The organism is Citrobacter sp. RHBSTW-00881, from assembly GCF_013728515.1.
Taxonomy (GTDB): domain Bacteria; phylum Pseudomonadota; class Gammaproteobacteria; order Enterobacterales; family Enterobacteriaceae; genus Citrobacter; species Citrobacter braakii.
Window position 1 is genome coordinate 2959407 of the sequence record NZ_CP056269.1, and the last position, 23680, is coordinate 2983086.

General features: G+C 50.0%; 40 protein-coding genes and 1 pseudogene. 8 read left to right on the forward strand and 33 right to left on the reverse strand.

Features of this window, described 5'->3' with window-relative positions; translation table 11 throughout:
• Positions 1–12: 12 nt before the first annotated feature.
• From HV311_RS14255 to HV311_RS14285, 7 genes are read right to left on the reverse strand one after another with little or no spacing between them, the layout of a single operon-like run.
• The gene (locus tag HV311_RS14255) at positions 13–417 is read right to left on the reverse strand and encodes a head decoration protein (protein ID WP_000371937.1); all 405 of its coding nucleotides are present in this window, start codon (positions 415–417) and stop codon (positions 13–15) included.
• Positions 417–1007, reverse strand: a complete 591-nt coding sequence (locus HV311_RS14260) for a hypothetical protein (RefSeq protein ID WP_191220101.1) — start codon at positions 1005–1007, stop codon at positions 417–419. Before HV311_RS14260 ends, HV311_RS14255 begins: the two co-directional genes overlap by 1 nt.
• 1 nt (position 1008) lies before the next feature.
• Positions 1009–1875: a S49 family peptidase gene (locus HV311_RS14265; RefSeq protein ID WP_001052909.1), complete on the reverse strand. Its 867-nt coding sequence runs from the start codon at positions 1873–1875 to the stop codon at positions 1009–1011.
• Positions 1872–3509 carry a phage portal protein gene (locus HV311_RS14270; protein WP_001045359.1) on the reverse strand — a complete coding sequence of 546 codons (1638 nt, stop codon included), beginning with the start codon at positions 3507–3509 and terminating at the stop codon, positions 1872–1874. Before HV311_RS14270 ends, HV311_RS14265 begins: the two co-directional genes overlap by 4 nt.
• On the reverse strand, positions 3509–3772 hold the full coding sequence (gene gpW, locus HV311_RS14275) for a gpW family head-tail joining protein (protein ID WP_000483309.1): 264 nt from the start codon (positions 3770–3772) through the stop codon (positions 3509–3511). Before gpW ends, HV311_RS14270 begins: the two co-directional genes overlap by 1 nt.
• A gap of 8 nt (positions 3773–3780) precedes the next feature.
• On the reverse strand, positions 3781–5904 hold the full coding sequence (locus HV311_RS14280; RefSeq protein WP_191220102.1) for a phage terminase large subunit family protein: 2124 nt from the start codon (positions 5902–5904) through the stop codon (positions 3781–3783).
• Positions 5846–6415 carry a hypothetical protein gene (locus HV311_RS14285; protein WP_000210383.1) on the reverse strand — a complete coding sequence of 190 codons (570 nt, stop codon included), beginning with the start codon at positions 6413–6415 and terminating at the stop codon, positions 5846–5848. Before HV311_RS14285 ends, HV311_RS14280 begins: the two co-directional genes overlap by 59 nt.
• Positions 6416–6705: 290 nt before the next feature.
• On the opposite strand from HV311_RS14285, the gene HV311_RS14290 reads away from it, so the two are divergent.
• The gene (locus tag HV311_RS14290) at positions 6706–7209 is read left to right on the forward strand and encodes a hypothetical protein (protein ID WP_001472855.1); all 504 of its coding nucleotides are present in this window, start codon (positions 6706–6708) and stop codon (positions 7207–7209) included.
• Between the two features lie 10 nt (positions 7210–7219).
• On the opposite strand, the gene HV311_RS14295 is transcribed toward HV311_RS14290, so the two are convergent.
• From HV311_RS14295 to HV311_RS14315, 5 genes are read right to left on the reverse strand one after another with little or no spacing between them, the layout of a single operon-like run.
• Positions 7220–7858 carry a hypothetical protein gene (locus HV311_RS14295; protein ID WP_191220103.1) on the reverse strand — a complete coding sequence of 213 codons (639 nt, stop codon included), beginning with the start codon at positions 7856–7858 and terminating at the stop codon, positions 7220–7222.
• Positions 7859–7917: 59 nt separating this feature from the next.
• Positions 7918–8211 (reverse strand): hypothetical protein, encoded by a 294-nt coding sequence (locus HV311_RS14300; RefSeq protein ID WP_001548472.1) that lies wholly within the window; start codon positions 8209–8211, stop codon positions 7918–7920.
• A gap of 30 nt (positions 8212–8241) precedes the next feature.
• Positions 8242–8784, reverse strand: a complete 543-nt coding sequence (locus HV311_RS14305) for a hypothetical protein (RefSeq protein ID WP_001548471.1) — start codon at positions 8782–8784, stop codon at positions 8242–8244.
• Entirely contained in the window at positions 8784–9356 is a 573-nt protein-coding gene (locus tag HV311_RS14310) for a lysozyme (protein WP_326928867.1), read from the reverse strand. The genes HV311_RS14305 and HV311_RS14310 overlap by 1 nt, the downstream gene beginning before the upstream one ends.
• Positions 9328–9606: a phage holin gene (locus tag HV311_RS14315; protein ID WP_016150496.1), complete on the reverse strand. Its 279-nt coding sequence runs from the start codon at positions 9604–9606 to the stop codon at positions 9328–9330. Before HV311_RS14315 ends, HV311_RS14310 begins: the two co-directional genes overlap by 29 nt.
• A 248-nt stretch (positions 9607–9854) precedes the next feature.
• Here HV311_RS14315 and HV311_RS14320 point away from each other — a divergent pair, with 248 nt between their 5' ends.
• Entirely contained in the window at positions 9855–10265 is a 411-nt protein-coding gene (locus HV311_RS14320) for a hypothetical protein (RefSeq protein ID WP_181498268.1), read from the forward strand.
• A 157-nt stretch (positions 10266–10422) separates the two neighbouring features.
• On the opposite strand, the gene HV311_RS14325 is transcribed toward HV311_RS14320, so the two are convergent.
• From HV311_RS14325 to HV311_RS14415, 20 genes and pseudogenes are all read right to left on the reverse strand, one after another.
• Positions 10423–11253 (reverse strand): antitermination protein, encoded by an 831-nt coding sequence (locus HV311_RS14325; RefSeq protein ID WP_057064561.1) that lies wholly within the window; start codon positions 11251–11253, stop codon positions 10423–10425.
• The gene (locus HV311_RS14330) at positions 11250–11390 is read right to left on the reverse strand and encodes a YlcG family protein (protein WP_001568781.1); all 141 of its coding nucleotides are present in this window, start codon (positions 11388–11390) and stop codon (positions 11250–11252) included. Before HV311_RS14330 ends, HV311_RS14325 begins: the two co-directional genes overlap by 4 nt.
• On the reverse strand, positions 11387–11995 hold the full coding sequence (locus HV311_RS14335; protein ID WP_032931972.1) for a recombination protein NinG: 609 nt from the start codon (positions 11993–11995) through the stop codon (positions 11387–11389). The genes HV311_RS14330 and HV311_RS14335 overlap by 4 nt, the downstream gene beginning before the upstream one ends.
• The gene (locus tag HV311_RS14340; protein WP_032931576.1) at positions 11992–12411 is read right to left on the reverse strand and encodes a hypothetical protein; all 420 of its coding nucleotides are present in this window, start codon (positions 12409–12411) and stop codon (positions 11992–11994) included. Before HV311_RS14340 ends, HV311_RS14335 begins: the two co-directional genes overlap by 4 nt.
• Positions 12412–12413: 2 nt before the next feature.
• Positions 12414–12620: a hypothetical protein gene (locus HV311_RS14345; protein WP_181640983.1), complete on the reverse strand. Its 207-nt coding sequence runs from the start codon at positions 12618–12620 to the stop codon at positions 12414–12416.
• A complete protein-coding gene (locus tag HV311_RS14350; protein ID WP_191220104.1) occupies positions 12620–13222 on the reverse strand; it encodes a DUF1367 family protein in 603 nt (200 codons plus the stop codon). The genes HV311_RS14345 and HV311_RS14350 overlap by 1 nt, the downstream gene beginning before the upstream one ends.
• 34 nt (positions 13223–13256) lie before the next feature.
• Positions 13257–13505 (reverse strand): hypothetical protein, encoded by a 249-nt coding sequence (locus HV311_RS14355; RefSeq protein ID WP_001568777.1) that lies wholly within the window; start codon positions 13503–13505, stop codon positions 13257–13259.
• A 117-nt stretch (positions 13506–13622) separates the two neighbouring features.
• Positions 13623–13856, reverse strand: a complete 234-nt coding sequence (locus HV311_RS14360; RefSeq protein ID WP_016236996.1) for a DinI family protein — start codon at positions 13854–13856, stop codon at positions 13623–13625.
• Between the two features lie 145 nt (positions 13857–14001).
• Positions 14002–14100: pseudogene (locus HV311_RS28270) on the reverse strand (DNA methyltransferase); the annotation flags it as partial.
• Positions 14101–14162: 62 nt separating this feature from the next.
• Entirely contained in the window at positions 14163–14330 is a 168-nt protein-coding gene (locus HV311_RS14365; RefSeq protein ID WP_071845320.1) for a hypothetical protein, read from the reverse strand.
• 296 nt (positions 14331–14626) lie between these two features.
• Positions 14627–15001, reverse strand: coding sequence for a CDI toxin immunity protein (locus HV311_RS14370; protein WP_016150400.1), 375 nt, complete (start codon positions 14999–15001; stop codon positions 14627–14629).
• A gap of 216 nt (positions 15002–15217) precedes the next feature.
• Positions 15218–15379, reverse strand: coding sequence for a hypothetical protein (locus HV311_RS14375; RefSeq protein ID WP_167469983.1), 162 nt, complete (start codon positions 15377–15379; stop codon positions 15218–15220).
• A 416-nt stretch (positions 15380–15795) separates the two neighbouring features.
• Entirely contained in the window at positions 15796–16278 is a 483-nt protein-coding gene (locus tag HV311_RS14380) for an ImmA/IrrE family metallo-endopeptidase (protein WP_048214406.1), read from the reverse strand.
• Positions 16279–16295: 17 nt separating this feature from the next.
• Positions 16296–16649 (reverse strand): helix-turn-helix domain-containing protein, encoded by a 354-nt coding sequence (locus HV311_RS14385; RefSeq protein WP_048214407.1) that lies wholly within the window; start codon positions 16647–16649, stop codon positions 16296–16298.
• Between the two features lie 146 nt (positions 16650–16795).
• Complete coding sequence (locus HV311_RS14390) at positions 16796–17224, reverse strand: hypothetical protein (RefSeq protein WP_191220105.1); 429 nt, start codon at positions 17222–17224, stop codon at positions 16796–16798.
• Positions 17221–17532, reverse strand: a complete 312-nt coding sequence (locus tag HV311_RS14395; protein ID WP_191220106.1) for a hypothetical protein — start codon at positions 17530–17532, stop codon at positions 17221–17223. Before HV311_RS14395 ends, HV311_RS14390 begins: the two co-directional genes overlap by 4 nt.
• A gap of 18 nt (positions 17533–17550) precedes the next feature.
• Entirely contained in the window at positions 17551–18300 is a 750-nt protein-coding gene (locus HV311_RS14400) for an ATP-binding protein (protein ID WP_191220107.1), read from the reverse strand.
• Positions 18301–18302: 2 nt separating this feature from the next.
• Positions 18303–19238, reverse strand: coding sequence for a DnaT-like ssDNA-binding domain-containing protein (locus HV311_RS14405; RefSeq protein WP_191220108.1), 936 nt, complete (start codon positions 19236–19238; stop codon positions 18303–18305).
• A gap of 167 nt (positions 19239–19405) precedes the next feature.
• Entirely contained in the window at positions 19406–19945 is a 540-nt protein-coding gene (locus tag HV311_RS14410) for a toxin YdaT domain-containing protein (RefSeq protein ID WP_191220109.1), read from the reverse strand.
• Between the two features lie 11 nt (positions 19946–19956).
• A complete protein-coding gene (locus HV311_RS14415; protein WP_191220110.1) occupies positions 19957–20175 on the reverse strand; it encodes a transcriptional regulator in 219 nt (72 codons plus the stop codon).
• Positions 20176–20247: 72 nt separating this feature from the next.
• On the opposite strand from HV311_RS14415, the gene HV311_RS14420 reads away from it, so the two are divergent.
• The 3 genes from HV311_RS14420 to HV311_RS14430 all read left to right on the forward strand — a co-directional run bounded on the left by HV311_RS14420 (position 20248) and on the right by HV311_RS14430 (position 22074).
• Entirely contained in the window at positions 20248–20673 is a 426-nt protein-coding gene (locus HV311_RS14420; RefSeq protein WP_191220111.1) for a helix-turn-helix domain-containing protein, read from the forward strand.
• Positions 20674–21067: 394 nt separating this feature from the next.
• On the forward strand, positions 21068–21658 hold the full coding sequence (locus HV311_RS14425; protein ID WP_191220112.1) for a type II toxin-antitoxin system HicB family antitoxin: 591 nt from the start codon (positions 21068–21070) through the stop codon (positions 21656–21658).
• Positions 21659–21663: 5 nt separating this feature from the next.
• On the forward strand, positions 21664–22074 hold the full coding sequence (locus tag HV311_RS14430) for a hypothetical protein (protein WP_123969791.1): 411 nt from the start codon (positions 21664–21666) through the stop codon (positions 22072–22074).
• A gap of 27 nt (positions 22075–22101) precedes the next feature.
• On the opposite strand, the gene HV311_RS14435 is transcribed toward HV311_RS14430, so the two are convergent.
• Complete coding sequence (locus HV311_RS14435) at positions 22102–22299, reverse strand: hypothetical protein (protein ID WP_040078467.1); 198 nt, start codon at positions 22297–22299, stop codon at positions 22102–22104.
• Positions 22300–22756: 457 nt separating this feature from the next.
• Here HV311_RS14435 and HV311_RS14440 point away from each other — a divergent pair, with 457 nt between their 5' ends.
• From HV311_RS14440 to HV311_RS14450, 3 genes are read left to right on the forward strand one after another with little or no spacing between them, the layout of a single operon-like run.
• Positions 22757–22963, forward strand: coding sequence for a phage encoded cell division inhibitor protein (locus HV311_RS14440; RefSeq protein ID WP_032935469.1), 207 nt, complete (start codon positions 22757–22759; stop codon positions 22961–22963).
• 11 nt (positions 22964–22974) lie between these two features.
• Complete coding sequence (locus HV311_RS14445; RefSeq protein WP_049259698.1) at positions 22975–23136, forward strand: YdaE family protein; 162 nt, start codon at positions 22975–22977, stop codon at positions 23134–23136.
• Positions 23137–23147: 11 nt separating this feature from the next.
• Positions 23148–23645, forward strand: a complete 498-nt coding sequence (locus HV311_RS14450; RefSeq protein WP_024192363.1) for an HNH endonuclease — start codon at positions 23148–23150, stop codon at positions 23643–23645.
• Positions 23646–23680 lie beyond the last annotated feature (35 nt).

Below are 23680 nucleotides of genomic sequence, written 5' to 3' on the forward strand. Positions count from 1 at the left end.
CCGTGGGGGAAATCAGGAGGTGGTTACAGGTGCCTGGTCACTGTCTTTCAGGAAGATAGCCAGCGGTCGGAGCGCTTTTTTCAGGTCAGCGGTCGTCCAGGAGTTATCAAAAATAATTCGGTGCTGGTTGAATTCCCCCATCAGATACAGGCCGCCGTTCTGATCGAAAGACGATGCATCAACATCATCAACCAGAATAGCAACGGGTAACTGACTGCCATCTTCAGCCGTTTTCACACATTGCGTGTATTTCCCGCTGGCAGCCACCAGGCCCAGGACAGTACCACGCTTAAAGGCACCGCCCGTAATGATCCCGGTGTCAGTCACCAGCTGGAGCGTGCCAGCGACAAGCTGATCCGGAACAAACAGCGCGCTCTTCATGCCAGGCGCAAACGCATTCTGACCAAACTGATCCATTATTTCTCTCCTCTTGTGGAGTTGTAGAGGCCGGTCATTTTACTTACCAGCGCAGACTTTCCGGTCTCTTTCTGTCCGCTATCCGGATTAAGCCGGACCTGGTGGCTTTCCTGCATACGCTGATCGAGAGAGCGTTTACGGGATGGCTGAGATGCGGCTGCGGCCGGAGCCGAAGAGGCTAGGACATTAATTGCTGCCGCAGAACTCATCCCGGTATTGAAAGCCAGTGACGCGGCCAGTGAAGGATTCGCAGCTGCATGCTTACTGCCGAAAATACGGGCGCAGCGTTTACGCTCAGCAGCGCGTGCATTTTTTACCGCCTTACTCTCTTTGCGATCGTCGTCGCCGTCGTCTTCAGAATCATCATCTTCTGACGCATCCGGATCATCGCAGTCATCTTCAGCATCATCGTCGCGTTCGTCTTCTTCCGCGTCGTCGTCGCGGTCATCATCATCGGCATCATCTTCGCGCTCATCCTCTTCCGCGCGACGGGCTTTCGCTTTTTTGGCTTTTTTATCCTCTTCTTCCTCAGAAGCGGAAGGGCCAAGACCAATGAGGTGAGCAAAACTAAACGTCTTTTTCTTTGCCATTTCAGGCTCCTGTTTTTTCAAGTAAGTTTTTGAACGCAGCGTCAGGAGGACACACCTCATCAGCCAGTCCAATTTCAACGCCATCAGCAGCCATAAAACAGGCGGCCTGGGTACTTTTTATAACCTTTGCGCTAATCCCCCGGTTTCTGGCAACAGTGTTCACAAACAATTCGCCCATGGTGTTAATGTCCTGCTGGATGGCGGCCAGCGCTTCATCTGACAACTCTCTCAGCGGCGAACCTTCAGCCTTGCGGGATCCATAGGTGATGATCGTAACTTTAAGACCGTCATCTTTAATCCGCTGCGTCCAGTCAAGGTGCATGGTGATCACACCCACAGAACCCACTCCGCCGGTGCGCGGAACAGAAATCCGGTCCGCTGCACTGGCAATGGCATACGCAGCGGAATAAGCGCTTTCCGTCAGAATGGCATGGATAGGCTTTTTCCCCCGGGAGCCGTAAATGACATCAACCAGATCGAAGCATCCAGCGACCTCGCCGCCGGGTGAGTCGATATCCAGGCAAATGCCCGAAATGTCGGGATCTTCCATCGCAGTAAGAAACGCCTGACGAATGCCGTCATACCCTGTCATTCCACTGTACGGACGCAGACTGCCCAGTTTTTGCACCAGCGTTCCGCATATCGGGATGACGGCGACACCCAGCACATTGTCATAACCCGGATCACTACGGGATTCACGTCCCCGGTTATCGTCATATCCGTACCAGTCATCCTCCATGGCAAGAGAAGATTCGATTTTACTGATACCAAATCGGTCCATTACGGATGCCATGATGACTTCGGCTTTACTCGGGTGCAGCGCCAGCGGGGTGTTAAATAATCGCTGGGCCAGATGGGGTAGATTCACTTTTCCTCCGGATCGGTAATGGTCTGGCTCGCAAACTGGTCAGCCTGTGCCCAGCTCGGAAGCGGTAATCCGCGTTTAAGACATGACTCAATTTCTCTCTGGCGCTGATCAAGCACTTCTTCCCAGTCTTCACCGACGTTTTCACCCACCTCAATCTCGAGGGTGGAAAGTCCGGCATCCAGACCAAGAATGGCGCCTTTTTTCTCTGCAACCGGATCCACCCAGCCGCGCCCTGGCCCCATCCAGCGCGCGCGAGAATACGCGGCTCTGGCGTCAACAAAATCAGGTGCGCCTGCGGGCAGGGGTAAATCCTCATTGTCGTGAACTTCTTCAACAAAGGCGGTGAGAATGGGCTGAGCGAAGCCGGTAGAAAAATCGTCCCGGCGGCGAGTCAGTGTTTTCCATGCCTCCAGCAACGAGGAGCGTGCAGAACTGTAGTTAACGTCAGACCAGTCCTGGGTGACCTGCTGTGGGGACAACCCTGTTCCTGAAGAAAAATTACGGAGAACAGCAGATTCGAAGACTTCAAAATTGCTGTAGGGCCGCGCCGCGTTAACCGTCGTGATTTTCTCACCAGGATAAAGAATGGGCATTCGGGCACCATTCTGAAGTGTCAGACGCCGATCGTTATGGAACTCAACACGCCCGTCCTGATAAGTGCCTAACTCCGACTCGTCATAGGTCTCGCCCAGGGCAGACTGAACCATCGCAGGGTCATAGGGTGACTCAATGTAAGCGGCGAATATGGCATTAAGAATTGCTGCCTCAAGCTCACTCTGGTCATACTTCACCAGCATTTTCAGACGCTGAATAACCGGAGTCAGGATGCCGTTACCGCGGTGCTGCGCGCCACGCTCATGATCAAAATCGTGAACCACATGCGGGCGGCCCCAGTCAGTTTCACGCGGGATACGCTGCCACGTCATGGTTTTAGCCCCGCTCCACCAGTCACCGATATGGGCCTCCCTGATGTGGTAAGCAACCGGCGCACCGTCCGCATCAATTTCAACGCCACCACGGACATTTGGCATATCGAAATTCTGCTGAGGATTACTGAGGCGGTCAGGATCGACAATCTGTACCGTGGTGGCGTAACGCCCTCTTCCGGGACCAAGCCTGTCAGTTCTGTACTGGAGAATGGCCAGAGCATCCCCGTCAATAAGCTTGTGACGAAATCCCAGGCGCAACATCTGCGACACGGTGAGTTTTCGTTCAACATCACAATACCGGCCAGGATCGTTACTCCAGGTCCGCCAGTGCCCGTCCAGTGCTTTTCCGTACTCTTCCGCCCAGGACGCATCAAACGCCTTGTTTCCGGTGATCATTCTGAGAACACGGTAATCGGGTTTCATGATGGGGCGGAAGTTGGCACCAACCGCATTATCCAGCAGACGTGTGACCGCACCGTTTGCCCAGCCGTCATTACGGACCAGATCGCGTGCGCGGGACACGATGCGATCCCGGTAAATGTTAATTTCATTGTCCGGGGACCACAGCGCGGGTTGCCAGTTCGCCAGTTGATCGCTGAAAGAGTCAGCTGCGTCATAAGGTACGCGGCTCCCCCCCACCAGCATAGAGGGACGCTGCTGTCGCAACGGCTGCCCATCAGAGCCCAGTATCTGTACTTTATTCATCAGAATCTAAACCTCGCTGGTTTCCGGGGACGAGAGATAATCCCCAGTTGCGCCTGCAGAAGTTGAATCAGGGCCAGCAGATCAGCCAGGGTGCTTTGCTGATAGGACACTGATCGCGTCCCGTCTCCCTGCGTATAGGAAAACGAAACACCGTGGCTCCCGGTTGCTAAATCAATGTACGCCTGCTGAGCTTTCGCAAGCGCATCCCTGAGCTGATCGTCAGTCATTGCGCCGGCAAGCAGGCTGGTGTTCCGGTTGAACATGATTTTCCTTATTTCGGCAGGAGTTGCGATATTCGCTTACGTTTGACCGGCGCTGGTTCTTCAATAACCGCACCCGGCAGCTCGTAATTGATTTTTTCTTCCTGTCCAACTGGCGCTGGCAGGAACTTATCCGGATCGGCTTCGAGGTTGGCGGCCCGGACGTTGAGTTTTAACCCCATATGTTTGAGACCGCACAGCGCGGCATAGCTGTAAACGAGGCAGTCAAGCGCTTCGTTAGCTCGTCCTGGTATTGCTTCCCAGATACTGTACCGCTGCCCGGAAATGACTTTGTAAACCAGTCGCTCCGCCAGCAGCTGATTGAAGTACCCGAGATCGCGATCGTCAGGAAAATGCATATAACCCGCAGCGGCGGCGCCAGGTTTGGGTGGCTCAAGATGCAGGCGACCGCGTATCACGTCTTTCGCTGAGTTAACCCCCAGAATGACAGGGCGGAAACTGGCTTTGCTTTTCGATGATGGTCGTTTGGTCGGCCAGACAGGATTGCGTTTGCCTCCCTGTGCAGACTCCCCCTTAATTGCCCAGACACGACGGCCAAGACGCTCTTTGGCGAATTCGTATACCTTCTGCGTATGGTGGCCGCCGGAGTCCATGCACGTTGCCATGATATTCAGGCCGCGCCCGTCACCACGTCGCCAGATCTGTTTCAGGTATGCATCCAGTCGCTTCCAGGGTTCTTCCGTCTCAAGGTCACCATAAATAACGTCATGCGCGACCGACCACGATTCTTCATCTCTCCCCCAGCCGGTGATCGTAATTTCGAAGCGATCGTCCTGGGTATCAACTCCAGCTGTTAACAATGCCACCCCGTCCGGAACGACGGCCGGAAATATTTCCCGGCGCGCCAGCAGAACATCAACAGGGAGCTGTTTCCCATGATTAGGTCGGTGCGGAAGCCCCATCTGGGTATTCCACCACGCCTGTTCCTTATCCGGATCGCCCTTCGCATCGATATATTTTTTCGCAATATCCGACGGCTTATCTTTTTGCCAGGGGCTGAAAAGCTTGGATGCCTGGTACCCCGCGTGGTGGTTATCGACTGCCTCCTTTTCACAGGAGGGGCAGATTGCGCGATAGACCGCATGCCGTTCCGACTCTGACCATTGCCAGACCTTTTCAACGCTGCCCTCGTCTGCCGCCCGCCAGGCAAGGTCATAATCCATCAGCGGTGAGTGCCGCTCCCCGCAGCACTCAAATGGGCGCGTCTGATGCCATCGAATAGTGTGCAGAGCTCTGAGGCGCTGTCCTTCGGACCAGCCACTACCACAGCATTCGCAATAGAGCATCGCCGATTTAGTCAGGTGTTTATCTCCCTCTTTCGGCCACTGAACGTGTTTGAAAAAGTCGGGGAACTGGCGGTGACCACAGTGCGGGCAAACCACAGATGCCCGGCGCTGATCGGAGTCGGCGTAGCTGTCAGCAATGCGGCTCTCATCCTCCACCGTCGGCGAACAGGCGCGTACAGACAGCCAGGTCAGGCCAAATGTCGCTGTACGCTCTTCGGCCAGCGCAATTGGATCGCCTTCGCGGGTTATCGGGTACTTGTCCACTTCATCCGCCAGCAGGACACGAATCGGACGACGCGCAAGGTTATCAGGGCTACCAGCACCCGCCAGCGCCAGAAATCCGCCAGTGAATGCCTTGTAAAGAATGGTTTCTTTCGAGCTTTTCTGTTTCGAATCACCGATGATTTTACGCAGTACCGGCGTCACCCTTACCAGCGGGCTAATACGCTCTTTCGAAAACTGTTCAGCGGCTTCTTCTTTCGGCTGCAGCAGCAGTATCGGACAAGGATCGAGGTGGGCAAAATAGCCAAAAAGGTTTTCCAGCAGTGCTGTCTTCATCAACTGGGTACAGCACATTACAGTGATGATATGAACCCCGGACTCCGTCGCGGCAAGCATCGGTCCGCGGGCAATTTCTACCGTCGATGTTTCCCAGTTTCCCGAAGTGCTCCCAGCCTCTTTTGCCAGCTTACGATAGTCATCTGCCCACTGCGGCACACTGATACGCGGCGGGGGTGTCCAGCCTTTGCGGACGCTTAATTCAAGACGCTCAATCTTCTGCCGGGTTAAACTCTGGCTCTCCGAGGACTGAGATGTGTTTGTGGACATGTTCAATCAGCACCTCTGTCATCCTGTCCGCCGGTACATCCAGATCAGCAGCCATTAGCGGCGCCACCCTGGACGGCCAGTTAAGCCAGGCATCACGCTGTTGGCGAAAGGCGTTGAATAAAACCTCCTCGGCTGCTGTCAGCTCAATAAGCTGGCCGCTGTCTTTTTCATACTGCAGCTTTGCCTGCAGGGCCATGTAATTCTCGCGGATACGTCCCGCTTCCTCTCTCGAAAGATCTGCCCCTTCAGTGAGCATTATCTGGCGGACAGTTTTATTGATTTCATCACCGTCATCATCGTTATCGCTAACGACGGGAGTTTTCTTTTTCTTCGCGTTCGAGGCGCGCGGGTCTTTGCCATCGCGGTTTTTCTTCAATGCCGCATCGCTGGCCTCTACGTCAATCAGGTCTCCGTCCATCACAATGAAGCGCCCGGCTTTAATCCACCGGCCAATTGTTTTGCGATCCACACCTGAATGTTGTGCGTACTGACTCTGGTTCATCGTGGTCATGGGACATCACCTGGGACATTTTCTGGGGTGGGACATTCTGGTGGGACATGGCAAAAATGTCCCAGGCGAATGTCCCACTGGAATAAACTGGAATAGCCAGAGCTGGCGAGGTGTCCGTAATGATCGCCAGAGGTGGGACATGGGACACAAATCTGAAAGTTGTAGCTAGGAAAACACCGCGGCGCGCAATGCCCGTACCTTACAAAAGTCTCAGGAAGGACCCATTTTTTTAATGGCTTCGACCATTCGCTCCGACTATGATTATTCCTATTCAATACAAGGAGAATGTAATGGGTAACAATATAATCAAAATAACTTTCGTAGCCGCAGTGCTGGCATCACCAATTGCTCATGCCCAGTGGGTAACTAATACTGAAGATGACCTTTTCTCTGGTGGTAAGAAAGCAATGATGCTTGGCGAGGTTTCATCCGACAATGGCGCCATTGTGTTTGACTGCACTAAAGAAAAGCTATCGGCGGCATACGTTGAAATGGATAAAAGCACCGAATCACTATCAGAGGTACCAATGGACCTGATAATGAAGGTCGACGGGAATACCGCAGTGAAGCTCGATGCTACCCTTTCAAGACGTAATGTTCAGAGCCTCCAGATTCAATCGGATGACGCGGACCAACTAAAAACAGTGCTTAAGCAGCTTCAGGGGGCGAAATCCAAAGTGTTAGTTGGTGTGCAAACAAAGGATGGCGGAAACCAGCATTCCATGTCAGCCAATGTTTCTGGATCGACAACTGCAGTAAACAGCTTCATAAAAGCTTGCGAAATTAACTTATAAGTTACTGCTTTTATTTTGCCGTCCTGATGGCTTCTGCTATCGCCTGATTTAAAGCAGACGGTAGCAGTGCGTTCGCCATGGTACGGGCCCTATCCATATACCCCAGCACTGGAGTCACAGGTAGCGCATCACCAAACCGGATCAAAAGCTTTGGAGAACGCTGTTTACGTTTCGGTCTTCGCGTCCCATTAGCGGAGCGCTTGGCCCGTCGCTTCTTAGCTTTCATCGGTTTCTTACGCTGCCAGACAGCGTTAACGCCATCCACCTCACCTACGAATACATTTTCCTTTGCTTTAAGCTGTGAGAGCTTATTGCGCGGCATGTTGCCGTATTTGTTCAGCTTGACGTTCTTGGGGTTCAAAAGAGCCTGGCTATTGAGCTTGTGCTCTCCACCAAACTCGAATGGTTCCAGATAGCCAGCCGCAGTATCACGGACAAAAACCTTTGCGGTCAGGTTGTTCTTTCTTGCCGCCACCGAACCAACTGATTTAACGGTAAACGGCGTGGGGCTCTCCAGATGCCGTTCGAATGCCGTTTTCTGAGCCACCTCAATCTGGCGTACAACTTTTGTCATCGCTTGAGCAGTGGCGAACGGTATCTGTTTCTGAATTTGTTTCAGCTGTTGAGACAAGCCTTTAAGAGTTGGCATTCGTGAATCCTTACCTAGGGCATTATCGTAGACATTCAGTGAATGCCTACTGTAATGCCTTACTCTTCAACCGCCGCACCTTCCGGCAACTCAACACAACCAAAGACAGGCATACCCGGCGAACGGTCATCTTCCACCGCTACCAGTTGCGATTCGGAATACCAGCGCTCAGTCGCACATTTATTGGCGGCCTGGTAGTAAATAAAGTACTGGTTCTCACCTGTCACATGCTGGGAGCGGGCCTGTACCTCGCCGAACTCATCACTAATGCGCAAGTTCACTAGTTGCCCAAGACAGAATTTAAAGTCTTTTGCTACAGGAAAGATTGCAGCGCCGTTTTGTTCTTTTTCCATTACTCCCTCTCTTATTGTTAAAGAACCCCGCTATTGCGAGGCTCTTACGTTCTCTATTTCCCGTATTCCGGAAAAATTGCCATTACCCTTTTCTATCGTTGCCAGCAAAGGTTCAATCCAGAGGACGGCCTGGCAATACGTCATTGAGCTGGCGGCAGCGGTACTATCATCGGTTGCGTTAGTGTTCCCGGTATCGGGGTGCATTGCGCTGGCACGTAAACGGTACGCGTATTTGAGCAGCCCACCAGCGACATCAGCAGGAACAGGCAGATCACAGGTCTTTTCACGTCGGAGAATCTCCCGGTATTCGATGACAGTTTTCTCAGTACCGGCATCGATCAGCGAGTTAAGGCGGTTGGCGTTCTCTGCTATCTGGTTAAACCGATTGAAGTTGAAAGCCTGTGTAGTTATCACCGTCGCCTGCAGCGCGTTATCATTACGTAATACCCGATTCTCACTCTGTTCTGTTTCAAGAGCTGAGCGGCTACGAACCAGTAATACGCTAAGCACTGCAATAATGATTACGACAGCCACCAGCAGAACCGCAACAATCGTAATTTTTCTGGGTTTCATCAGAATACCCCCGGAACTGATACCGGAATGCCAGGGTTAAGCGGCCCGAGTCCATCCCCCAGAACCTGAGGTTTCTCTGCCCACAGGCAAACTTCACGCTCAATCTCACGCCTCGTGATTAAACCCTTCCACTGTTTGTCACCAGCATAGATCCAGCGCCGCAGTTGTTCGCATGCGCCTTTCGAATCACCCTGGTTGATTTTTCGTAACAGTGTGGAGGTTTTGAAGTTTCCCGCGCCTACGTTATACGCAAATGAGTACAGCGCCCCTCTCATCGTTTCGGGGATCGGAGCATTGATATATGGGTTAATCTGTCGGGCGACAATATTCAGGTCTTTATCCAGCAGCGCCTGGCACTCTGCTTTGGTGTAGGTCTTGCCGAGCATAATGTCTTTACCAGTATGCCCGTAACACACGGTCCAGACGCCAACCACATCCTGATAAGGCTGATAGCGCACACCTTCAAGGCCATCATTACCCGTTGGGCCAGTAATCAACGCCGCAGCGATAGCAATAGCGCCAGCGGGTATAGCTGCAATAACGCTATTCTTCAGCTTTGGTGACATTGCCATTAAGCCGGTCCTCCCTTTCCTTTTGCCTGTAATACCAGTTCACTGCACAGGTGATAACAGTACATGCGATACCGACAATAATTGCCCAGTCGCTCAGGCTTAACCCTGCAATTCTGTCGGCCAACATCCAGGACACCTCTTTTGCTGTTTTAGCTGTTTCGGCATATGCCTTCGCTGATACACCGCAGCCGGTCAGCGTGGTGCCTGTTCCATATGAAAGTCTGCTGTAAATGGTGCTCATTCTGGTCATAGCCTCACCTCCGATTTTTCGGATGGCGCTGTGTGAGATGAAAGGGTCAGGCTTCACGAGCTGGATTTATCAACAAAGCACGTAGCGGATGATTCCCGTGAGCCTGAAATGAAAAAGGCCGCCATGCGGCAGCCAACAGTCGATTCAATACCGGGATATTTATCCACGCCCGGCACGTGGTTTCCCTGCTTTCCACAGACAAAGGAAATTGCTAAATTGGTCATTCCACAGACAATTAGGGAATGACCATGGATGTAGGATTACTTATCGCGTCCCTTAAAAACGGGATCGGCGCGCTTTCTGCTGTGCAAAGTAACGAGGTCCTGCGCGAGCGCATCGCTTTCATTGGAGAGCAGATCGACGTACTTCAAAAAGCCCATGCTGCCACCATAGAAGAACTTGCCGAGGCGAAGGCCAAATGCGTAGAACTTGCGAAGGAAGTAGCGGCTTACCGGGCAAAGGATGAGTTTGTCGAGCACATGGGTGCGGCCTTTAGAAAAAATCCCGCGGGTGGGTATATCAGCGCGGTTTATTGTCCCAACTGTCTTAAACAAGTCGGAAGCGGGTTCGATAATTTTCCGTACCATTGCGGCTCCTGCGGCTGGACTTCAAGATTTGAAGGAAGGGAGATTGATAGCGTAATGAAAACCCTCCCTTAATGTTAAGGCGAGGGTAGCGCCTCGCCGTTACCTCCAGAAACGCAAAAGCCCCACGGTGTTATCCGCGGGGCTTGAAACGAAGGCATTAACCCATCGTTGGGATAAAATTAACACAGATTCGGGAAAAGTAAATAGCTGGAATTAACTTCCATAACCGTTATCGTGTTATTTGTTTCAGTTGGTTTTCTGCCCATGCCTCTTCAATATCGAATTTCGTAATCAGCTGATCATAGAACGGTTTAACGGACTTCTTCCACGTATCCAGGCTGATTACATCCGTAATCTGGCAAACAGCTGCGTGGGCCTCAGTTGACGGGATGCGCTCATATCCGCGACCGCCACAGCGCTTGCAGGTGCTGAATACTGGAACGCCTTGCTGCTTCGTTTCCTTCTGATTCACCGCTTTCCCACGGCCACGGCAATCACTACATGCGCAACTGATGGCTTTTTTCCCTTTGCACTGAGGACAGAGAACGCGCGTTATCTCTTTTACCTCACGCCTGTTTTGGTGCTGCGAAGGTATCACCTTCAAACCAAACGCTTTTGATGCCTTAATGATTTCTTTTGCATGTGCCGGCGTATTGGTTTTCATACTGAATACCTCAGCATCAATAAAGCCCTCACCGTTGCAGCAATCGCACCGTTTTACACTGGCTGCGCTGCGGGAATAATCCTCAAATGCGAAGGTGGCCAACTGGTGCATCACCTGAGGCTTAACCCCGAAATCCAACTTACGCAGCGCGGCAACCTTGTCACATTTGGTCATCGCGTACTCAGCCAGCAGTCCGATAGCCCGATCCCGGTCGTTATTGCTTATGCCCATCTTGCCGAGGAAAGCACTGTACCCCATAGCAGCGCGTTCCTGAGTCATGCCTATTGCCGCCATGATGTCGGTACCGGTCAGTGAATCGGAGGCGGTAGCGCGCGGAGAATCGCTAATCAGCGTGGATTTTGCGAAGTGGTATTTCACTGTGTTTTCAAGGTTCATAGCGCTTCTCCAGCATAAGTTTTCACGTAATTCTTCAGTATTCGGTAGTCCGTCAGCACAGAGCCGGGAAAGTGATATAAGCGCAATCGTTGCCAACGAACGCGGAGGTGATCGGCAAAGTAGGATTCGAATGTCATGCGGCCTCCCTTGCTTTGACGAGTTGTCGCCTCAGCGCGCTGTAATGCTTTCTGATGGCTTCGAGTTCTTCGATGGTGTATCGGTGCGGGGTGTTATTGTTTTCGAGCGCCTCAACGCGTTCAGCCCCAATTTTCTCTATAAGGCCAAGGCGGTACTGCTGCTGATTGCCCGACAGCTGAACGTTACAGTGGTGGCACTGTTTACTGATATTGTCTTCGTGATAGCGGAGATGTGACGCTTTCCCACGTGAGCGGTAATGCCCAGCTTCCCACTGGACGGTGTCGAACGTCCCGCAACTGATGCATGGCAAATCATGGTCACGCTCGCGAATATAGTCATTGACGACGCGCTGGGTTAAATCCTCCCAGTGCTTCAGCGGCTTAACTGCAGCTTTACGCTGGCACCAGGCGGCTCGCTCTTTCTTCTCAGTAGCGCGCTGTTTGGCGGACTCTTTGCGCTTAGCGTCTTCACGGGCTTTTCTGGTCTGCTCTTTCCCGACTGCGCTGGCGCATTCGTAACCGCAGACGGTCTGCGTATCGCGTACAGGGTGGAACCACTGGCGGCATTCTTTGTTGGCGCACTTGCGGCGAGGTAACTTTTTCAGAATGGCAGGCATTGTTGTCCACCTCCCTGAATGGCGTTTAACTCTCTACGATGCGCGTTTAGATAGCTATTCCAGTGTGCTTGCCGGATGATGGCGGCCTGCTCTTTCTGAAGGGCTGGCTCACGAATGGCTTTTCCTTTTCGGTTGTGATCCTCCCGGATAACTTCACCCTTAACATGAAGGGCCTCGCATAAAGGGCAATAATCACGGGTCTCCATACCACCCGCTCTGCCTGAGAAAAAGATATTGCCGTGCCATGTTCCGCAGTCAGCGCACATCGGCGCGTCGCACGTGAAAATTCCCCGAGCATTGCTGAGGTGGTGGTTTTTGTCCTCATCAGCATCCCAGCCAATGATCCCATCGCATAGCAGGGTTGCAGGTTTACCGCAGAACAGGCATTTCGCTGATTTAGCCATGCTCACCCCCAGACCTTTTGCCGAAAGGTTCTTGGTGTGCGCGCCGGATGCTCGCATTCAGGCAATTTTGCGCTGACAGTCCAGGTGATGTTGTCGCGGTTCAGGCTGCGTTCTACCGTGGCGCCACGACGACGGTATCTGGCCACCAGCTCGTCGGCCTGCTCGGTTGTGCATTCGTGATGGTGAAACCAGGAATATTTCATCGCCATCACCCCGCAAAGCTCATGAGCTGCGATGCGGCATTTTCCGCTTCTCGCTGAGTCTTGAATGCCCGGGACAATACCCAGCGCCACAGAACATCGAGCGCGGCTTTGTAAAGTTGCTGGAACTCGGTTTCGTGCATGTTGGCGAAAGCTATGCTGCGGGGGTGTTTACGAAGAGTTCCGTCAGGTAGTTGAATTGCATCGTAGTGACCGGCCTCGACAATTACCCAGGCACGGTACGCGTCAAAGGATTTACACAGGCTGATCCCATTGGTAATTCGGCGACTGGCTACCTGCTCCAGATACTGCTCGGCAGCATCCAGCAGTGCGCCTTCGTTTCCACCAAATGCCGCGAGGAATTTAGCATAACCATTTACGAGCTTGCGCTCATTGCTGGAGATAGCCCCGCCAGTAGGTTCCCAGTATTCAAACCCGAGATTCAGGAGCGCAAAGAAACGGCGATGGAATGCGGGATTCCTCACCTGACGAAATTCGGCTACCAGTACGGCGCCGAGTTTGATTTTTGATTGCAGAATATCGCTGGTCTCCGGCGTCGCGGGGATCAGGATTCCTGATGACTGCTTGATGAGTTGTAGTTCGTGCGCCATGGTTTCTCTCCGTGGCGCAGTAGGTTACGGTTGTTCAGACCGTTGATTTCATATTATCAGAAGGTGGGGTTACCCGGTAGCCGAGACGGTGAATAAACTGCATAAAACCATTAGGAGTAAAGACCTCTTCATCATCCAGCAAAGGCCGCATAGAAACCATGCCATTGACGCGATAAATTAGATGCCTGCCCGATGAAGGAAAGCTAAACACCACGCAGCCGTCAGACCTTCTTACAATGTCATACCAGTTGTCTTCTGACGTTTGCAAAGCTGAATCACTCACATTTATGTTCTCCCTTCGAGCGACTAACAGACGCGATTAAAGATTGTCGGCAGCAGCATCAGAGGGTTACGCAAATTGCGGTATTCTGAAAAATGCGCGCCAGCCTTAAGCGCAATTCTAATAAAACCAGTCGTCAGCGCTTTCCCAGGTATCCTGGAGGATTGATTCAATTTTCTTTTTATCGTCCTTGTCACCACCAAAAACACTTAACCCATCGGACCCGGCACGGCGGATTGTGAGCCTGCAATTGTCATAGTGATCATTCAGGCGCTTAAGCAATTCTTTCTCCAGTGCTGGTACTGCGCCTTTAGGAAGTTCTTTCATGCGATCAATGGTTAATTCAACTTTCATAATGGCCTCCATTGCATTTACTGTGTTTTTATACAGTATACCTATGCACGGAAATGATCAACGTTTTAAGAGCACAAATTGTTAATTTTCTGTCAGTAGTAAAAAAAGAAAACCCGCCGTAGCGGGTTGAATTAGCAATGTTTTATTACGCCGCTATTTGTTTCTGCTGACAAAGCTCCGGCAAATTAGCACGCACCAGCGCTTCAGAGAACGGCGGTGGCACAGCGTTACCACAGCCCGCTACCAGAAAGAAAAAACCCGCATATAGCAGGTTTGATTTTGACGGCAAGAGCCATTCATCGGCAACTATTTCTGACAAACCTTTTTAGACTTGCTGATAGTGCCATCATTACAAACAAACTTTTCACCGGAACAATGCGATATTCCGCCTTTCTTACCTGAGCATGGCTTGTTTGCTGCCGTTGCTGTCAGTGAGAAAAGTGACACCAATAAAACAACAAGAACTTTCTTCATATCCCTATCCCCATCAGTAAAAGACAGGGGATCGTAGCAGGGATTGATGAAGCAAAAAAGAAAACCCGCCGTAGCGGGTTGAATCAGCAATGTTTTATTCTTTCTGCGGCACAATCCCGTAAGATTCGCCCTCACTAACGCCTCATCAATGATCAACTGTGTGACCATGAGGTAAAGTGTTAACCAACTTTCATTCGCCTTTTTCAATCAGCAAAGGGCTGGTTAGTGCCATTAGCGGAGGTTGTCAATAACAAGTCTTAGTTGAACAACGGGGAGCTGGTCAGTATTTCTGCTCATCACTTTCGCAGACCAAACCGTATATAATTATGAGGGAATAAAGGTTTAATCATTATTTTATCATTAAAAATAAATAGGTTAGGTGATATGGCGATGACATCGTAGATATTATCCACAATGAGTTGTAGATGGGTTCTGAACACGGGTACATTCGCATCATCCGCTATGACAAATACAGTTTCATTGCCTAAACCGCCCCCGTTAAACATATCATGACTAAGTTCATAATCGCTGAAGTCCATTTCCGACCATCTGAGATTACCGCTATGCCATGGATATTGATGAAAAATATCCATTATCGCGCTCAAATCATCCCCTTCCACAACATTAAAATCTGTCTTGAGCAGTTCCTTACACTCCTCAAACAATGTCATGTCCACTCCCTTTAGGCTTTATGGCTGTATCTTTTATCATAACCTCCCTGGAGGATTGTCTAAAGGGATTACGAACTTCTGCTCCTCGCTCATAGCGGACCAAAATTAAATTCTAAAACGACGTGGCTAAGTGGGAGTCCATAGTGAATGACGGGACGCTCCCGGCAGCGTCATACTAAATTTGTTCCCGCTAGAGGTAGACGTTGTTTCATGATGCTATGAACGCTCTTGCCAGACAATCCAGGCAACAGCCGCTTCCCATGAAATATATCCGTTATTGCCATGTTTCGCCCTGCGAAGATCAACCGTATCACCAAACCTTTCAATGATGAATTTTTCAAATTCTATGCGTTTCTCTTCGTCGTCCGTTAAATCCATGTTCTCCCCAGCAGCATCTTACTAATCGCTCTTATTGCATAATAAATAACATATCTGTTAGAAAGTGAAAAACCCGCCGAAGCGGGTTCACGTTAATATTATGCAACGCTCTGTTCAGAGCAGGAGCATACAGGAATGGGGAAAGGGTGACCCTTTCTCGCATGACGCATAACCCCATTAATACAAACAGAGTAGCGAAAAATAATTTCGCACGTCTTCCCGCATTTACTACAGGTTCCCATTGCCATAGCTTCGGTTTCCCTGCATACCTGTAAATCCACACAGGTTGCGCTTTGTTTGGAGAACCACTACACTTCGGCTGTCTAAGAAGAGTGTCGTGGCTGGATTGCCTCCATACTTTGTGGAATGTGTTAGCGCATACTCCACCCCCGAAAGCCCTGTTAGCGCAGGGCTTTTCAATAAAACTCAAAGCAAAGCTGTCTTGTTTGATAACCAAGCTTATCCAGCATTGTTTCTGCAAACAAATCCGCTTGCCATTCAGAGTCTTCATTTATCTCTGGTTGTTTATTAGCAAAGTGTAAAACAGGCTTATGCTGAAGAAGCAAATGACCTAACTCGTGAAAAATAACGAACAACGCCGACTGTTCTCCTGCACATGCCATTTCATAAATGTGGTTTGGTACCCTGATGGTTAAATTTTCTGGTTCACAGTGTCCGATAGTCAATCCCAGCGTCTCTTGGAACCATTCATCATCATCCATTGGATCAAGAACAATATTCCATTCAGAAAGCTGTTCCAGCGCAATATCAAATCTGCGTGGTCTACGTTTATATTTATATTTGCTTGTAAAACCTAATGCAAAACAGGCATTTACTGCTCTTAATTTAATATCAAGTTCGCCTAAAGGACGAACACGTGTACCACGCATTTGATGCATAAAGATTACCTACATAATTATTTCTTATTAATTTCTGCGAGTAACTCAGCGAATTTTTTTAATTCCTCATGAGTAAACTCCGATTTGGCAAATCCAGCCACTAGCATTTGTTGTTGCTTTGAGAGGCCTTCAATTGGTACAGACTCGTTTGAAATGTTAGCCAATACATCCAAGTCCTCAATATAATAACCTTGCTCAGCGAAAAGCTCATTGATTGCCGATACCCACTTAGCAGGAATTTTTTTTGAGCCAGTCTCTAAACCACTTAAAAATGCAGAGGTTGTTCCCAAAGCCTTAGCCATAGTGAGTAAGGTGTACCCAGTATCTATCCTCGCTTTTCTGACGGCCTTACCGAATTCAGTGAGTGCCATAGTCCAATCCTCAGTTTGCTTATGTGTACAGGTTTGATAATAACCGAACCTGTTAAATACCAAATGTTATGATGAAGAATTTACCATACAACATGATTTTGTAAACCATTTTGGTTAATTTTTTTCTCGAAATCGCTACTTCGATTCTAACTATCATGTTCTACCGATGCTAGCTGCGCTTTTATATGCAGGCGCGGCTTGCGAAGTTGGGCGGCGAACTCATCAACCGCATCAGATAGCGACCGATAGTAAGCTTTAGCCTCGACAAATACGGAATTTTCCTCACCGCAGAACGATAAGAACCCTTCCACACCCTGCACCCGCACTTCAGCCAGGAAAGCGTCTGTAGCAGGGTTTTTTGCATATACTGAATCCACCGTTTGCAGCAGTTCGGTGGCGTCCTCCATCGCGCCACGCCAGTCCATGCGGCCGCCGCTATGCTCAAGAATCGAAACTGCCAACGCACGGATGAATACATGGCGCTCACGCGCATGAGCATTCTCCGCCGCCAGCTCCCTGCACTTGCTCTCCGCGTTAGCGAGCTGTACTGCCAGTTCTTCGTAGGTTTGTTTCATGCTGATGCTCTCCCGTAAAATGCCAGAACTCGCTTCATCGCCGGACTTGTACGGCATACTGATGTGACCATGTTTTTTCGCACGCTCGATTTGAGCTGCTTGATATTCAGTTCCCCGCCGGGCTGCAACGAATAGACCGGGTGATGCGGCTCGCCAGCGCGAATAACTACCGCTCTGCGTACCAGGTGAAGCAGCAGGTTGTGTGCCTTCTTGCTGTCGCATCCCAGCAGGTTCTGAACCTGACGCGGCGTGATCGTCTGGTTAACCCGAAGAAAATCGACAATTGCCCACAGTGATTTGCTTGCCATAGTGTTTTTCCCTCGAAGTTATTTAACGATCCGGAGATGGCTAACGTTCTTGCGAAAGCTTTTCCAGTCAAAGTTCACCCACATCCCGCCATCCATCTGGAGGCGATCGATAACCCGCGCTCCCAACGCACCGAGAAGCTCATTGTGGTTTAGGTTCGTCAGGATCCCTACCGGACGCATCGATGACAGGCGACGGTCTATAACCTGATTCAGAATGACTTTCTCGCCACTGCTACCGCGCTGAATACCCACTTCATCCAGCACCAGCAGATCGACTTTGCAGAGGTCATCCAGAAGCGAAGCCTCTGACTGTCCACCGTCGTAGCACTCGCGAACGCGCAGCATCAGGTCAGGGATAGTCACTACCAGCACGCTATGTCCGCCAGAAAGCAAATGATTTCCGATTGCTGCAGCGAGATGGTTTTTCCCGGTACCAGGGCCACCGCTAAACACGAAGCTCGCGAACCCAGCACCGAAATTCTGTGCGTAGCTCTTTGCCATCGTGAAGGCTTTGCGCTGCCCTTCCCCGGATACATGGTAATTCTCGAAAGTGCAGCTGCGGTGCAGGCTTTGAATTCCTGAGCGACCGAAAATTTTCTCTGTCCGGGCTTTCTGATTCAGCCTGTCCAGTTCTTCACACCGCTTCAGGCCTTCTTCCCTCTGCCATGCCAGCAGCTCTTCCGCGCTGGTGAACTTCGGCTGAACTCCTGGCGGAATGAGTTTCTTCAGGCGCTCAAGAGCGCTGCCAGAATTAACAATGTTTTTCACCGTTACCCCCTGAACCCGGTCGGGATGGTTTTATCTGGCTCAGAAATTCGGTTGGGATCTCGCTGTCCAACATGGACGGTCCTTTGGCCGTGACCACGCGATTGCAACAGACTGTTGGCAAAGGTCTGCTCCCAAGCCAACTGGTGTTTAACCTTGCCGTCAGGTATCCAGTAATCACGGAATTGCTGAAGTTCTTCAGCGGTGTAACCCGGCTCAGTGCCGACGTTCTTACCCCAGAGCGCAGCCTGACGCACGAAGTCTGGAGACGGGGTCCATGAGTCAGTGATCGGAAATTTACCCAATGGGCCAAAATCCAGACCGGGCCCAAAATCCTCGTTCTGAGGTTTGGGAGGGATAGCTGGCAGAGGTGGGTGATTTCCAGAAATATCATCCCCAGAATGACTTCCGCCCGCGCGTTCTCTCTCTGGGTTTAGATCTTCTCTTCTCTTCTCTTCTCTGTGGTTACGCGTTACGTTACTCGTTACGTTACTTTCCTGGAGTTTTTTCCGTTCACGAAACTCCTTCTGGCGCTGCGCATTTGTCTTGGCCGTAGCTGAGCGCATATCACCTGACGTATTGTATTCATTGAAGTTTGGAAGAATGACGCAGTTATTCTCCGCATCATAAATGGCCCAGCCTACGGTTGATAATGCAGCCCCAAAACCGGGTACTCCGACAATATCATCTATATCAGACAGGTCTGCATTTTCAAATACACCGTTACGCGAGTGTTCATTTGCCGCAGACCAAAACGTTACTAGTAACGACACCGTAACGTTACGGGTTACGTTACGCGTTACAACGTCTGATAACGTGGTGTTATGCGAAAGTGTGAACATTTTTCCCACCTCCGGTGAACGCTCCAGTATTCGCGCAATTCCGTTCACCTTCGGGCTGGTGACCAGTGATGTACGCATCTTTATCCAGTCCCCGGCCATTAAGTCCTCCTGAAGAATAATTAAGGGAAGATTTATCCAGTCGCGGTCCGACACGCTGGCAAAACAATTTGTGGTTAGGCATACTTACCCCGCAATGATTTCGCAATGAATTGCACCAGAAAGCCGTTGGTGTTCGCGCACCGCGGCTTTCGCCATTTTTGAACCGGTCATATAGCCCCCAGCATCATCTGCACCATCTCCATCAGTGGGCCGGTTAAGCCAGGGTCAACGCGGAACATCTCGACAATCCCTTCGCTCAACTCCTTAAGCTTCTGATGACGTGGTGCATCCATTGCGACTGCAATTTTTGCTTCGCTGGTTTCTTTCTCCATACGCGCCAGACGAGCCATAACGTTGTCTTCTGGTAGCAGACGGTTGCGGAACTCGAGTGGAAGGACAGCAAGAATTGCCGGAGTCAGTTGGCGAACATTCTCGCGGTACCGTTCGCTGTTAAAATGGTTGTCCAGAAAGCGGAAAAACTTCTGACGCTGTCGGCTGAGGTCGTCAGGGAAAGTAATCTCGTCACCACCCTGCAGCCGGTACTCTTCGACGATCAGAGCCGTAACTACGTCCTGGCCATCAGCTCCTGCCCAGGAACGAACCGCATCACGAATATCTTCATGGCTTGGCCCCCTGCACGCTTGAGCGCGATTTATCATTACCCCTTGAGTAATGTCGCTATCATTCTGATAAGTAAGTGTCTGCATAGTTAATTCTCCTACTTAGGCAAACCGTCTGTGGGATTTGGGTAGAGATCTGGCCTGAGTTCATGGGGAGTTACGCCGGTCAGGTTGAAGATGGAAAAAATGTAATTTGGTGGGACGATTCCTTGGTCACGATTTTTCCAATGACTGACGGACATACTCGTCACACCCAGTGCCAGGCTGAGCTTTCTGGCAGAGCCAGCGGCTTTGATTGCTTTATCGAGTGCGGACATGTGCTTCTCCTGCTTATTGATAGCAAGAGTAAACCACAGATTTATACTTCGCGCAAACTTTGGATTTATTGCGTGTATAAACCAAATATTTACAATGACGATATGAGAAAAGAAGAACCCAACCTCGCTCTGGTAGAGCGCCTCACCGAGATCACTGATCGCGGCGTTACCAAAGCTGACATGGCACGCATAGCCGGAGTAACCCCTCAGGCGGTAAACGGCTGGTTCAAAAAAGGCGTGATTAGTAAGAAATCAGCACTGGCCATAGCCGATGCTGTTGGAATCTCTGTCGCGTGGCTACTTGGTGAGGATGTTGGAGAGAAGGACGGTCTTAAGCCTCACGAGCAGCGCCTGCTGGAACTCTATCGCCAGCTGCCGGAAGAAGAGCAGCAGAACATGTTGCGGATCGTATCTCTGCGCCTCAAGGAACTCGACGAGCTGTACGCCAAGTACATGAAGGGGCGGATAAAAAGTGATATGTCATCTAGCGAGCGCTGACTGAATAACGCCCCAAAACTGATGCTGTGCAAAAAATTACAATTTTCAGAATGACACCATATGTAGTGTCATCTAGTATAAGCATAGAGAAATGACCCGACTTGAACTTATCATTGAAGATCTTACACGCAGAACAGCCAGCATTGGTTGCGGGACACGTACAGGTTTGATTTTTTACCTTGAGGAGCTTGGGTTCACGTTAAATTCAGGCAAGAGCCCTAATCATAAGGTGATTACTCACTCAGCTCTTTCAAAGGTAAGTGATTTCCGAACAATCGGAATTGACTGTGGGCACGGTACAGCCAAGGCCGTTAAACCTTGTTATGGGCGTACTGTACTGAACACTCTAAAAAATATAAAGAAGAGTTAGAAATTATACATAAGGCGAAAAATCATGTTTAACGCAGAAGAATATACCATTTCCGTTCGAAAAGAACGAATGGATGGTGACGTCTACTGGGTTGCAAGAGTTGAGGAACTCCCTGATATTATGGAGTTTGGAGACACCCGGGAAGACGCATACAATCTTGCAATTGACACTTTGACTGTCGGTCAAGAGATGTGCCTTGCAGAGGGCACTGCATTTCCGGCTCCTAAAGTGTTCCAAGAACCTAACGTCTCAGGAAGAATTACTCTTCGCCTGCCTAAATCTGTACATGCAAATTGCATTCGCCGTGCAGAAGAGGAAGAAGTAAGTCTTAATTCATATATTTTAACCTGTATCACATCATATCGTTCAGTGCAGGAATCCAATTTTAGTACGTCACTCTTTGAAGATTTTAAGAGAAGCGTAATGGCGCTAGCAAACCCAAGAGGCCACTTACAACTCCTTGAGCACGCAGGATATGCCTACTCTAAGAAAGGTCATTTTAACGTTGTAGTAAGTAATACAGACACTGAGGAGTTTGGTGTTAGGGCTTTAAATGCTCAAAGTGCTTTTAGAGAGATTAACTTAAAAAGATGGGATGTAGTATCGCCATGTTAAATTTTATGAATAGCTTTGAATTACAAGCTATAAGTACTAATAAGCAATTTATCGATTTCTCCCGTGACGCAATTCCAAAGGAAGAAAGTATTAACCTCGGTTTCAGTTTAGATATGGGGATGAATGATGATAAAGAAAAAAATGAATGTTGTTTGATACTCGCTTGCAAAAGCCAAGTTAATGATATTCCAGAAGAAAATATCAATCCACTCACCCTTGAGATTGCCATCACATATCGATTTAATATAATTGAGCAAGATGTATTCTTTGGACAAAATGAAGAATTCAGAGCGAAGATTTTATCTAACCTTGTTTATCTTGATTTTAGAAGAAAATTGTCATTAGCTTTTGCAAGTGTTGGACTAGGAAGTCTTAAATTCCCGCTTGATATTGAAAAATTAAAAACCATGTCTTGATTGAAACCCGGCCATCGCGCCGGGTTTTTATACCCCTTTACTCACCAGCTCCGCCGCCTTCTCAAACACCTCATCCTGAACGCCATCGCCCTTCTGTCTCCCCAGTCTCACCAGTTCGTCAATGATGCTCGCCCGGTTAATGGTTTTTTGAGCTGATACCAGGCCAATCACTGCTGCGCCAATCGCCAAGCCAACTAACCCAGTCTGTTCGTCTTTGTTCTTCATCGTTCCGCTCCGTTGTGCCCCTCCAGAAAGATTAGCACCGAGTGACGTACATGCTAAATGCCTGCTCCTCACTCCGATCCCAGCCATCGTGCCGGTTTTTTTTCCTGCAAACCGGCAGAGCCCTCACAAAACACACCTATATAAACCAGCGATTTACAATTAATATTAACCCTGCATTGACACAACTATAAACCAGTGATTTAATAACTATCACCAAGACGCACCACGAACCACCCAGGCAGGACGCCCACGAAGTAGCCGTCCGGGGTATACGAAAACCGGAATGAGGTGGTGAGATTAACGCGCAGTAGGTTTGAAACGTTCCGCCAGCCTGGCGACAAGGGCAAAGCACAGAGTGAGCTTCGCGGTGGTGAACTGCAGAGTTAAAACGCTCAACTGTGAAGATCAGCGTCACGGCACCACCAGCGAAGTTCACTCAGCAATAGTGGAGAACATCATGGTTCATCAGCACTACGGTACACAGACGGTAAACCGCGGCGCAGTTCAGCCTGGAATGCTCGTCAAACACAAAGACTCAACCTGGACGGCATCAGCTAACGCTCGTGGTCGTTTGTATCTGCATCGCGGCGTTGAGATGACTTACACCAGGGATTTGCTGGTTGAAGTTTATCTGAACGGTCTGGGGCATGGACTCAGCCACTAGCGGAGGATGTCATGTTAGACAAGAAATGCGGATATTGCGGCAAGCCGGTTAAAACGGAGGAAGTAATCAAGAGCACCCTTCTCTATCGCAACGGCTCACAGCTGGCGCGCAAAGAAAAAGAGTATTGCTCCAGACGTTGCGCTTCGCACGACCAGATGGCTCACGAAGGCTAACGGTGATGAATATGCGAGAAAAATTATCACTGGCACGACTGAAGGAATTGCTCAGCTACTCGCCTGAAACAGGAGCATTCACATGGCTCAAAAATCGCGGACGGATAACCGCAGGTGATTTTGCTGGAAATTTAGATACGCGCGGCTATGTACGAATCATCATCGATGGAAAGAAATACAGAGCACACCGCTTGGCCTGGCTTTATACACACGGAAAATGGCCTGAAGACCAGATTGACCATGTGAATGGAAATTGCTCTGACAACAGGCTGGAGAATCTCCGCGAGGCTACTTGCTCACAGAATAACTTCAATAAACCGCTTCAGAAAAATAATACGAGCGGAGTGAAAGGAGTTTATTGGCACAAAGGGAAACAACGCTGGACAGCCATGTGCCGAGTTAATGGCAAAAGATTCACGGTAGGAACTTTTATTGAATTAGAAAAGGCTGCGGAAGCAATACGCGACTTCCGCAAAGCGAATCATGGTTCATTTGCCAGGAATTCATAACCCAGCGCAATGCTGAAAGGCTCCGGTGGTACCGA

Excerpts from the sequence above, each read along its gene's own strand:
- HV311_RS14255 (WP_000371937.1), bottom strand. The coding sequence starts at position 417 with ATGGATCAGTTTGGTCAGAATGCGTTTGCGCCTGGCATGAAGAGCGCG.
- HV311_RS14260 (WP_191220101.1), bottom strand. The coding sequence starts at position 1,007 with ATGGCAAAGAAAAAGACGTTTAGTTTTGCTCACCTCATTGGTCTTGGC.
- HV311_RS14270 (WP_001045359.1), bottom strand. The coding sequence starts at position 3,509 with ATGAATAAAGTACAGATACTGGGCTCTGATGGGCAGCCGTTGCGACAG.
- gpW (WP_000483309.1), bottom strand. The coding sequence starts at position 3,772 with ATGTTCAACCGGAACACCAGCCTGCTTGCCGGCGCAATGACTGACGAT.
- HV311_RS14280 (WP_191220102.1), bottom strand. The coding sequence starts at position 5,904 with ATGTCCACAAACACATCTCAGTCCTCGGAGAGCCAGAGTTTAACCCGG.
- HV311_RS14285 (WP_000210383.1), bottom strand. The coding sequence starts at position 6,415 with ATGACCACGATGAACCAGAGTCAGTACGCACAACATTCAGGTGTGGAT.
- HV311_RS14290 (WP_001472855.1), top strand. The coding sequence starts at position 6,706 with ATGGGTAACAATATAATCAAAATAACTTTCGTAGCCGCAGTGCTGGCA.
- HV311_RS14295 (WP_191220103.1), bottom strand. The coding sequence starts at position 7,858 with ATGCCAACTCTTAAAGGCTTGTCTCAACAGCTGAAACAAATTCAGAAA.
- HV311_RS14300 (WP_001548472.1), bottom strand. The coding sequence starts at position 8,211 with ATGGAAAAAGAACAAAACGGCGCTGCAATCTTTCCTGTAGCAAAAGAC.
- HV311_RS14305 (WP_001548471.1), bottom strand. The coding sequence starts at position 8,784 with ATGAAACCCAGAAAAATTACGATTGTTGCGGTTCTGCTGGTGGCTGTC.
- HV311_RS14310 (WP_326928867.1), bottom strand. The coding sequence starts at position 9,356 with ATGGCAATGTCACCAAAGCTGAAGAATAGCGTTATTGCAGCTATACCC.
- HV311_RS14315 (WP_016150496.1), bottom strand. The coding sequence starts at position 9,606 with ATGACCAGAATGAGCACCATTTACAGCAGACTTTCATATGGAACAGGC.
- HV311_RS14320 (WP_181498268.1), top strand. The coding sequence starts at position 9,855 with ATGGATGTAGGATTACTTATCGCGTCCCTTAAAAACGGGATCGGCGCG.
- HV311_RS14325 (WP_057064561.1), bottom strand. The coding sequence starts at position 11,253 with ATGAACCTTGAAAACACAGTGAAATACCACTTCGCAAAATCCACGCTG.
- HV311_RS14330 (WP_001568781.1), bottom strand. The coding sequence starts at position 11,390 with ATGACATTCGAATCCTACTTTGCCGATCACCTCCGCGTTCGTTGGCAA.
- HV311_RS14340 (WP_032931576.1), bottom strand. The coding sequence starts at position 12,411 with ATGGCTAAATCAGCGAAATGCCTGTTCTGCGGTAAACCTGCAACCCTG.
- HV311_RS14345 (WP_181640983.1), bottom strand. The coding sequence starts at position 12,620 with ATGGCGATGAAATATTCCTGGTTTCACCATCACGAATGCACAACCGAG.
- HV311_RS14350 (WP_191220104.1), bottom strand. The coding sequence starts at position 13,222 with ATGGCGCACGAACTACAACTCATCAAGCAGTCATCAGGAATCCTGATC.
- HV311_RS14360 (WP_016236996.1), bottom strand. The coding sequence starts at position 13,856 with ATGAAAGTTGAATTAACCATTGATCGCATGAAAGAACTTCCTAAAGGC.
- HV311_RS14365 (WP_071845320.1), bottom strand. The coding sequence starts at position 14,330 with ATGAAGAAAGTTCTTGTTGTTTTATTGGTGTCACTTTTCTCACTGACA.
- HV311_RS14370 (WP_016150400.1), bottom strand. The coding sequence starts at position 15,001 with ATGACATTGTTTGAGGAGTGTAAGGAACTGCTCAAGACAGATTTTAAT.
- HV311_RS14375 (WP_167469983.1), bottom strand. The coding sequence starts at position 15,379 with ATGGATTTAACGGACGACGAAGAGAAACGCATAGAATTTGAAAAATTC.
- HV311_RS14380 (WP_048214406.1), bottom strand. The coding sequence starts at position 16,278 with ATGCATCAAATGCGTGGTACACGTGTTCGTCCTTTAGGCGAACTTGAT.
- HV311_RS14385 (WP_048214407.1), bottom strand. The coding sequence starts at position 16,649 with ATGGCACTCACTGAATTCGGTAAGGCCGTCAGAAAAGCGAGGATAGAT.
- HV311_RS14390 (WP_191220105.1), bottom strand. The coding sequence starts at position 17,224 with ATGAAACAAACCTACGAAGAACTGGCAGTACAGCTCGCTAACGCGGAG.
- HV311_RS14395 (WP_191220106.1), bottom strand. The coding sequence starts at position 17,532 with ATGGCAAGCAAATCACTGTGGGCAATTGTCGATTTTCTTCGGGTTAAC.
- HV311_RS14405 (WP_191220108.1), bottom strand. The coding sequence starts at position 19,238 with ATGGCCGGGGACTGGATAAAGATGCGTACATCACTGGTCACCAGCCCG.
- HV311_RS14410 (WP_191220109.1), bottom strand. The coding sequence starts at position 19,945 with ATGCAGACACTTACTTATCAGAATGATAGCGACATTACTCAAGGGGTA.
- HV311_RS14415 (WP_191220110.1), bottom strand. The coding sequence starts at position 20,175 with ATGTCCGCACTCGATAAAGCAATCAAAGCCGCTGGCTCTGCCAGAAAG.
- HV311_RS14425 (WP_191220112.1), top strand. The coding sequence starts at position 21,068 with ATGTTTAACGCAGAAGAATATACCATTTCCGTTCGAAAAGAACGAATG.
- HV311_RS14430 (WP_123969791.1), top strand. The coding sequence starts at position 21,664 with ATGAATAGCTTTGAATTACAAGCTATAAGTACTAATAAGCAATTTATC.
- HV311_RS14435 (WP_040078467.1), bottom strand. The coding sequence starts at position 22,299 with ATGAAGAACAAAGACGAACAGACTGGGTTAGTTGGCTTGGCGATTGGC.
- HV311_RS14440 (WP_032935469.1), top strand. The coding sequence starts at position 22,757 with ATGGTTCATCAGCACTACGGTACACAGACGGTAAACCGCGGCGCAGTT.
- HV311_RS14445 (WP_049259698.1), top strand. The coding sequence starts at position 22,975 with ATGTTAGACAAGAAATGCGGATATTGCGGCAAGCCGGTTAAAACGGAG.
- HV311_RS14450 (WP_024192363.1), top strand. The coding sequence starts at position 23,148 with ATGCGAGAAAAATTATCACTGGCACGACTGAAGGAATTGCTCAGCTAC.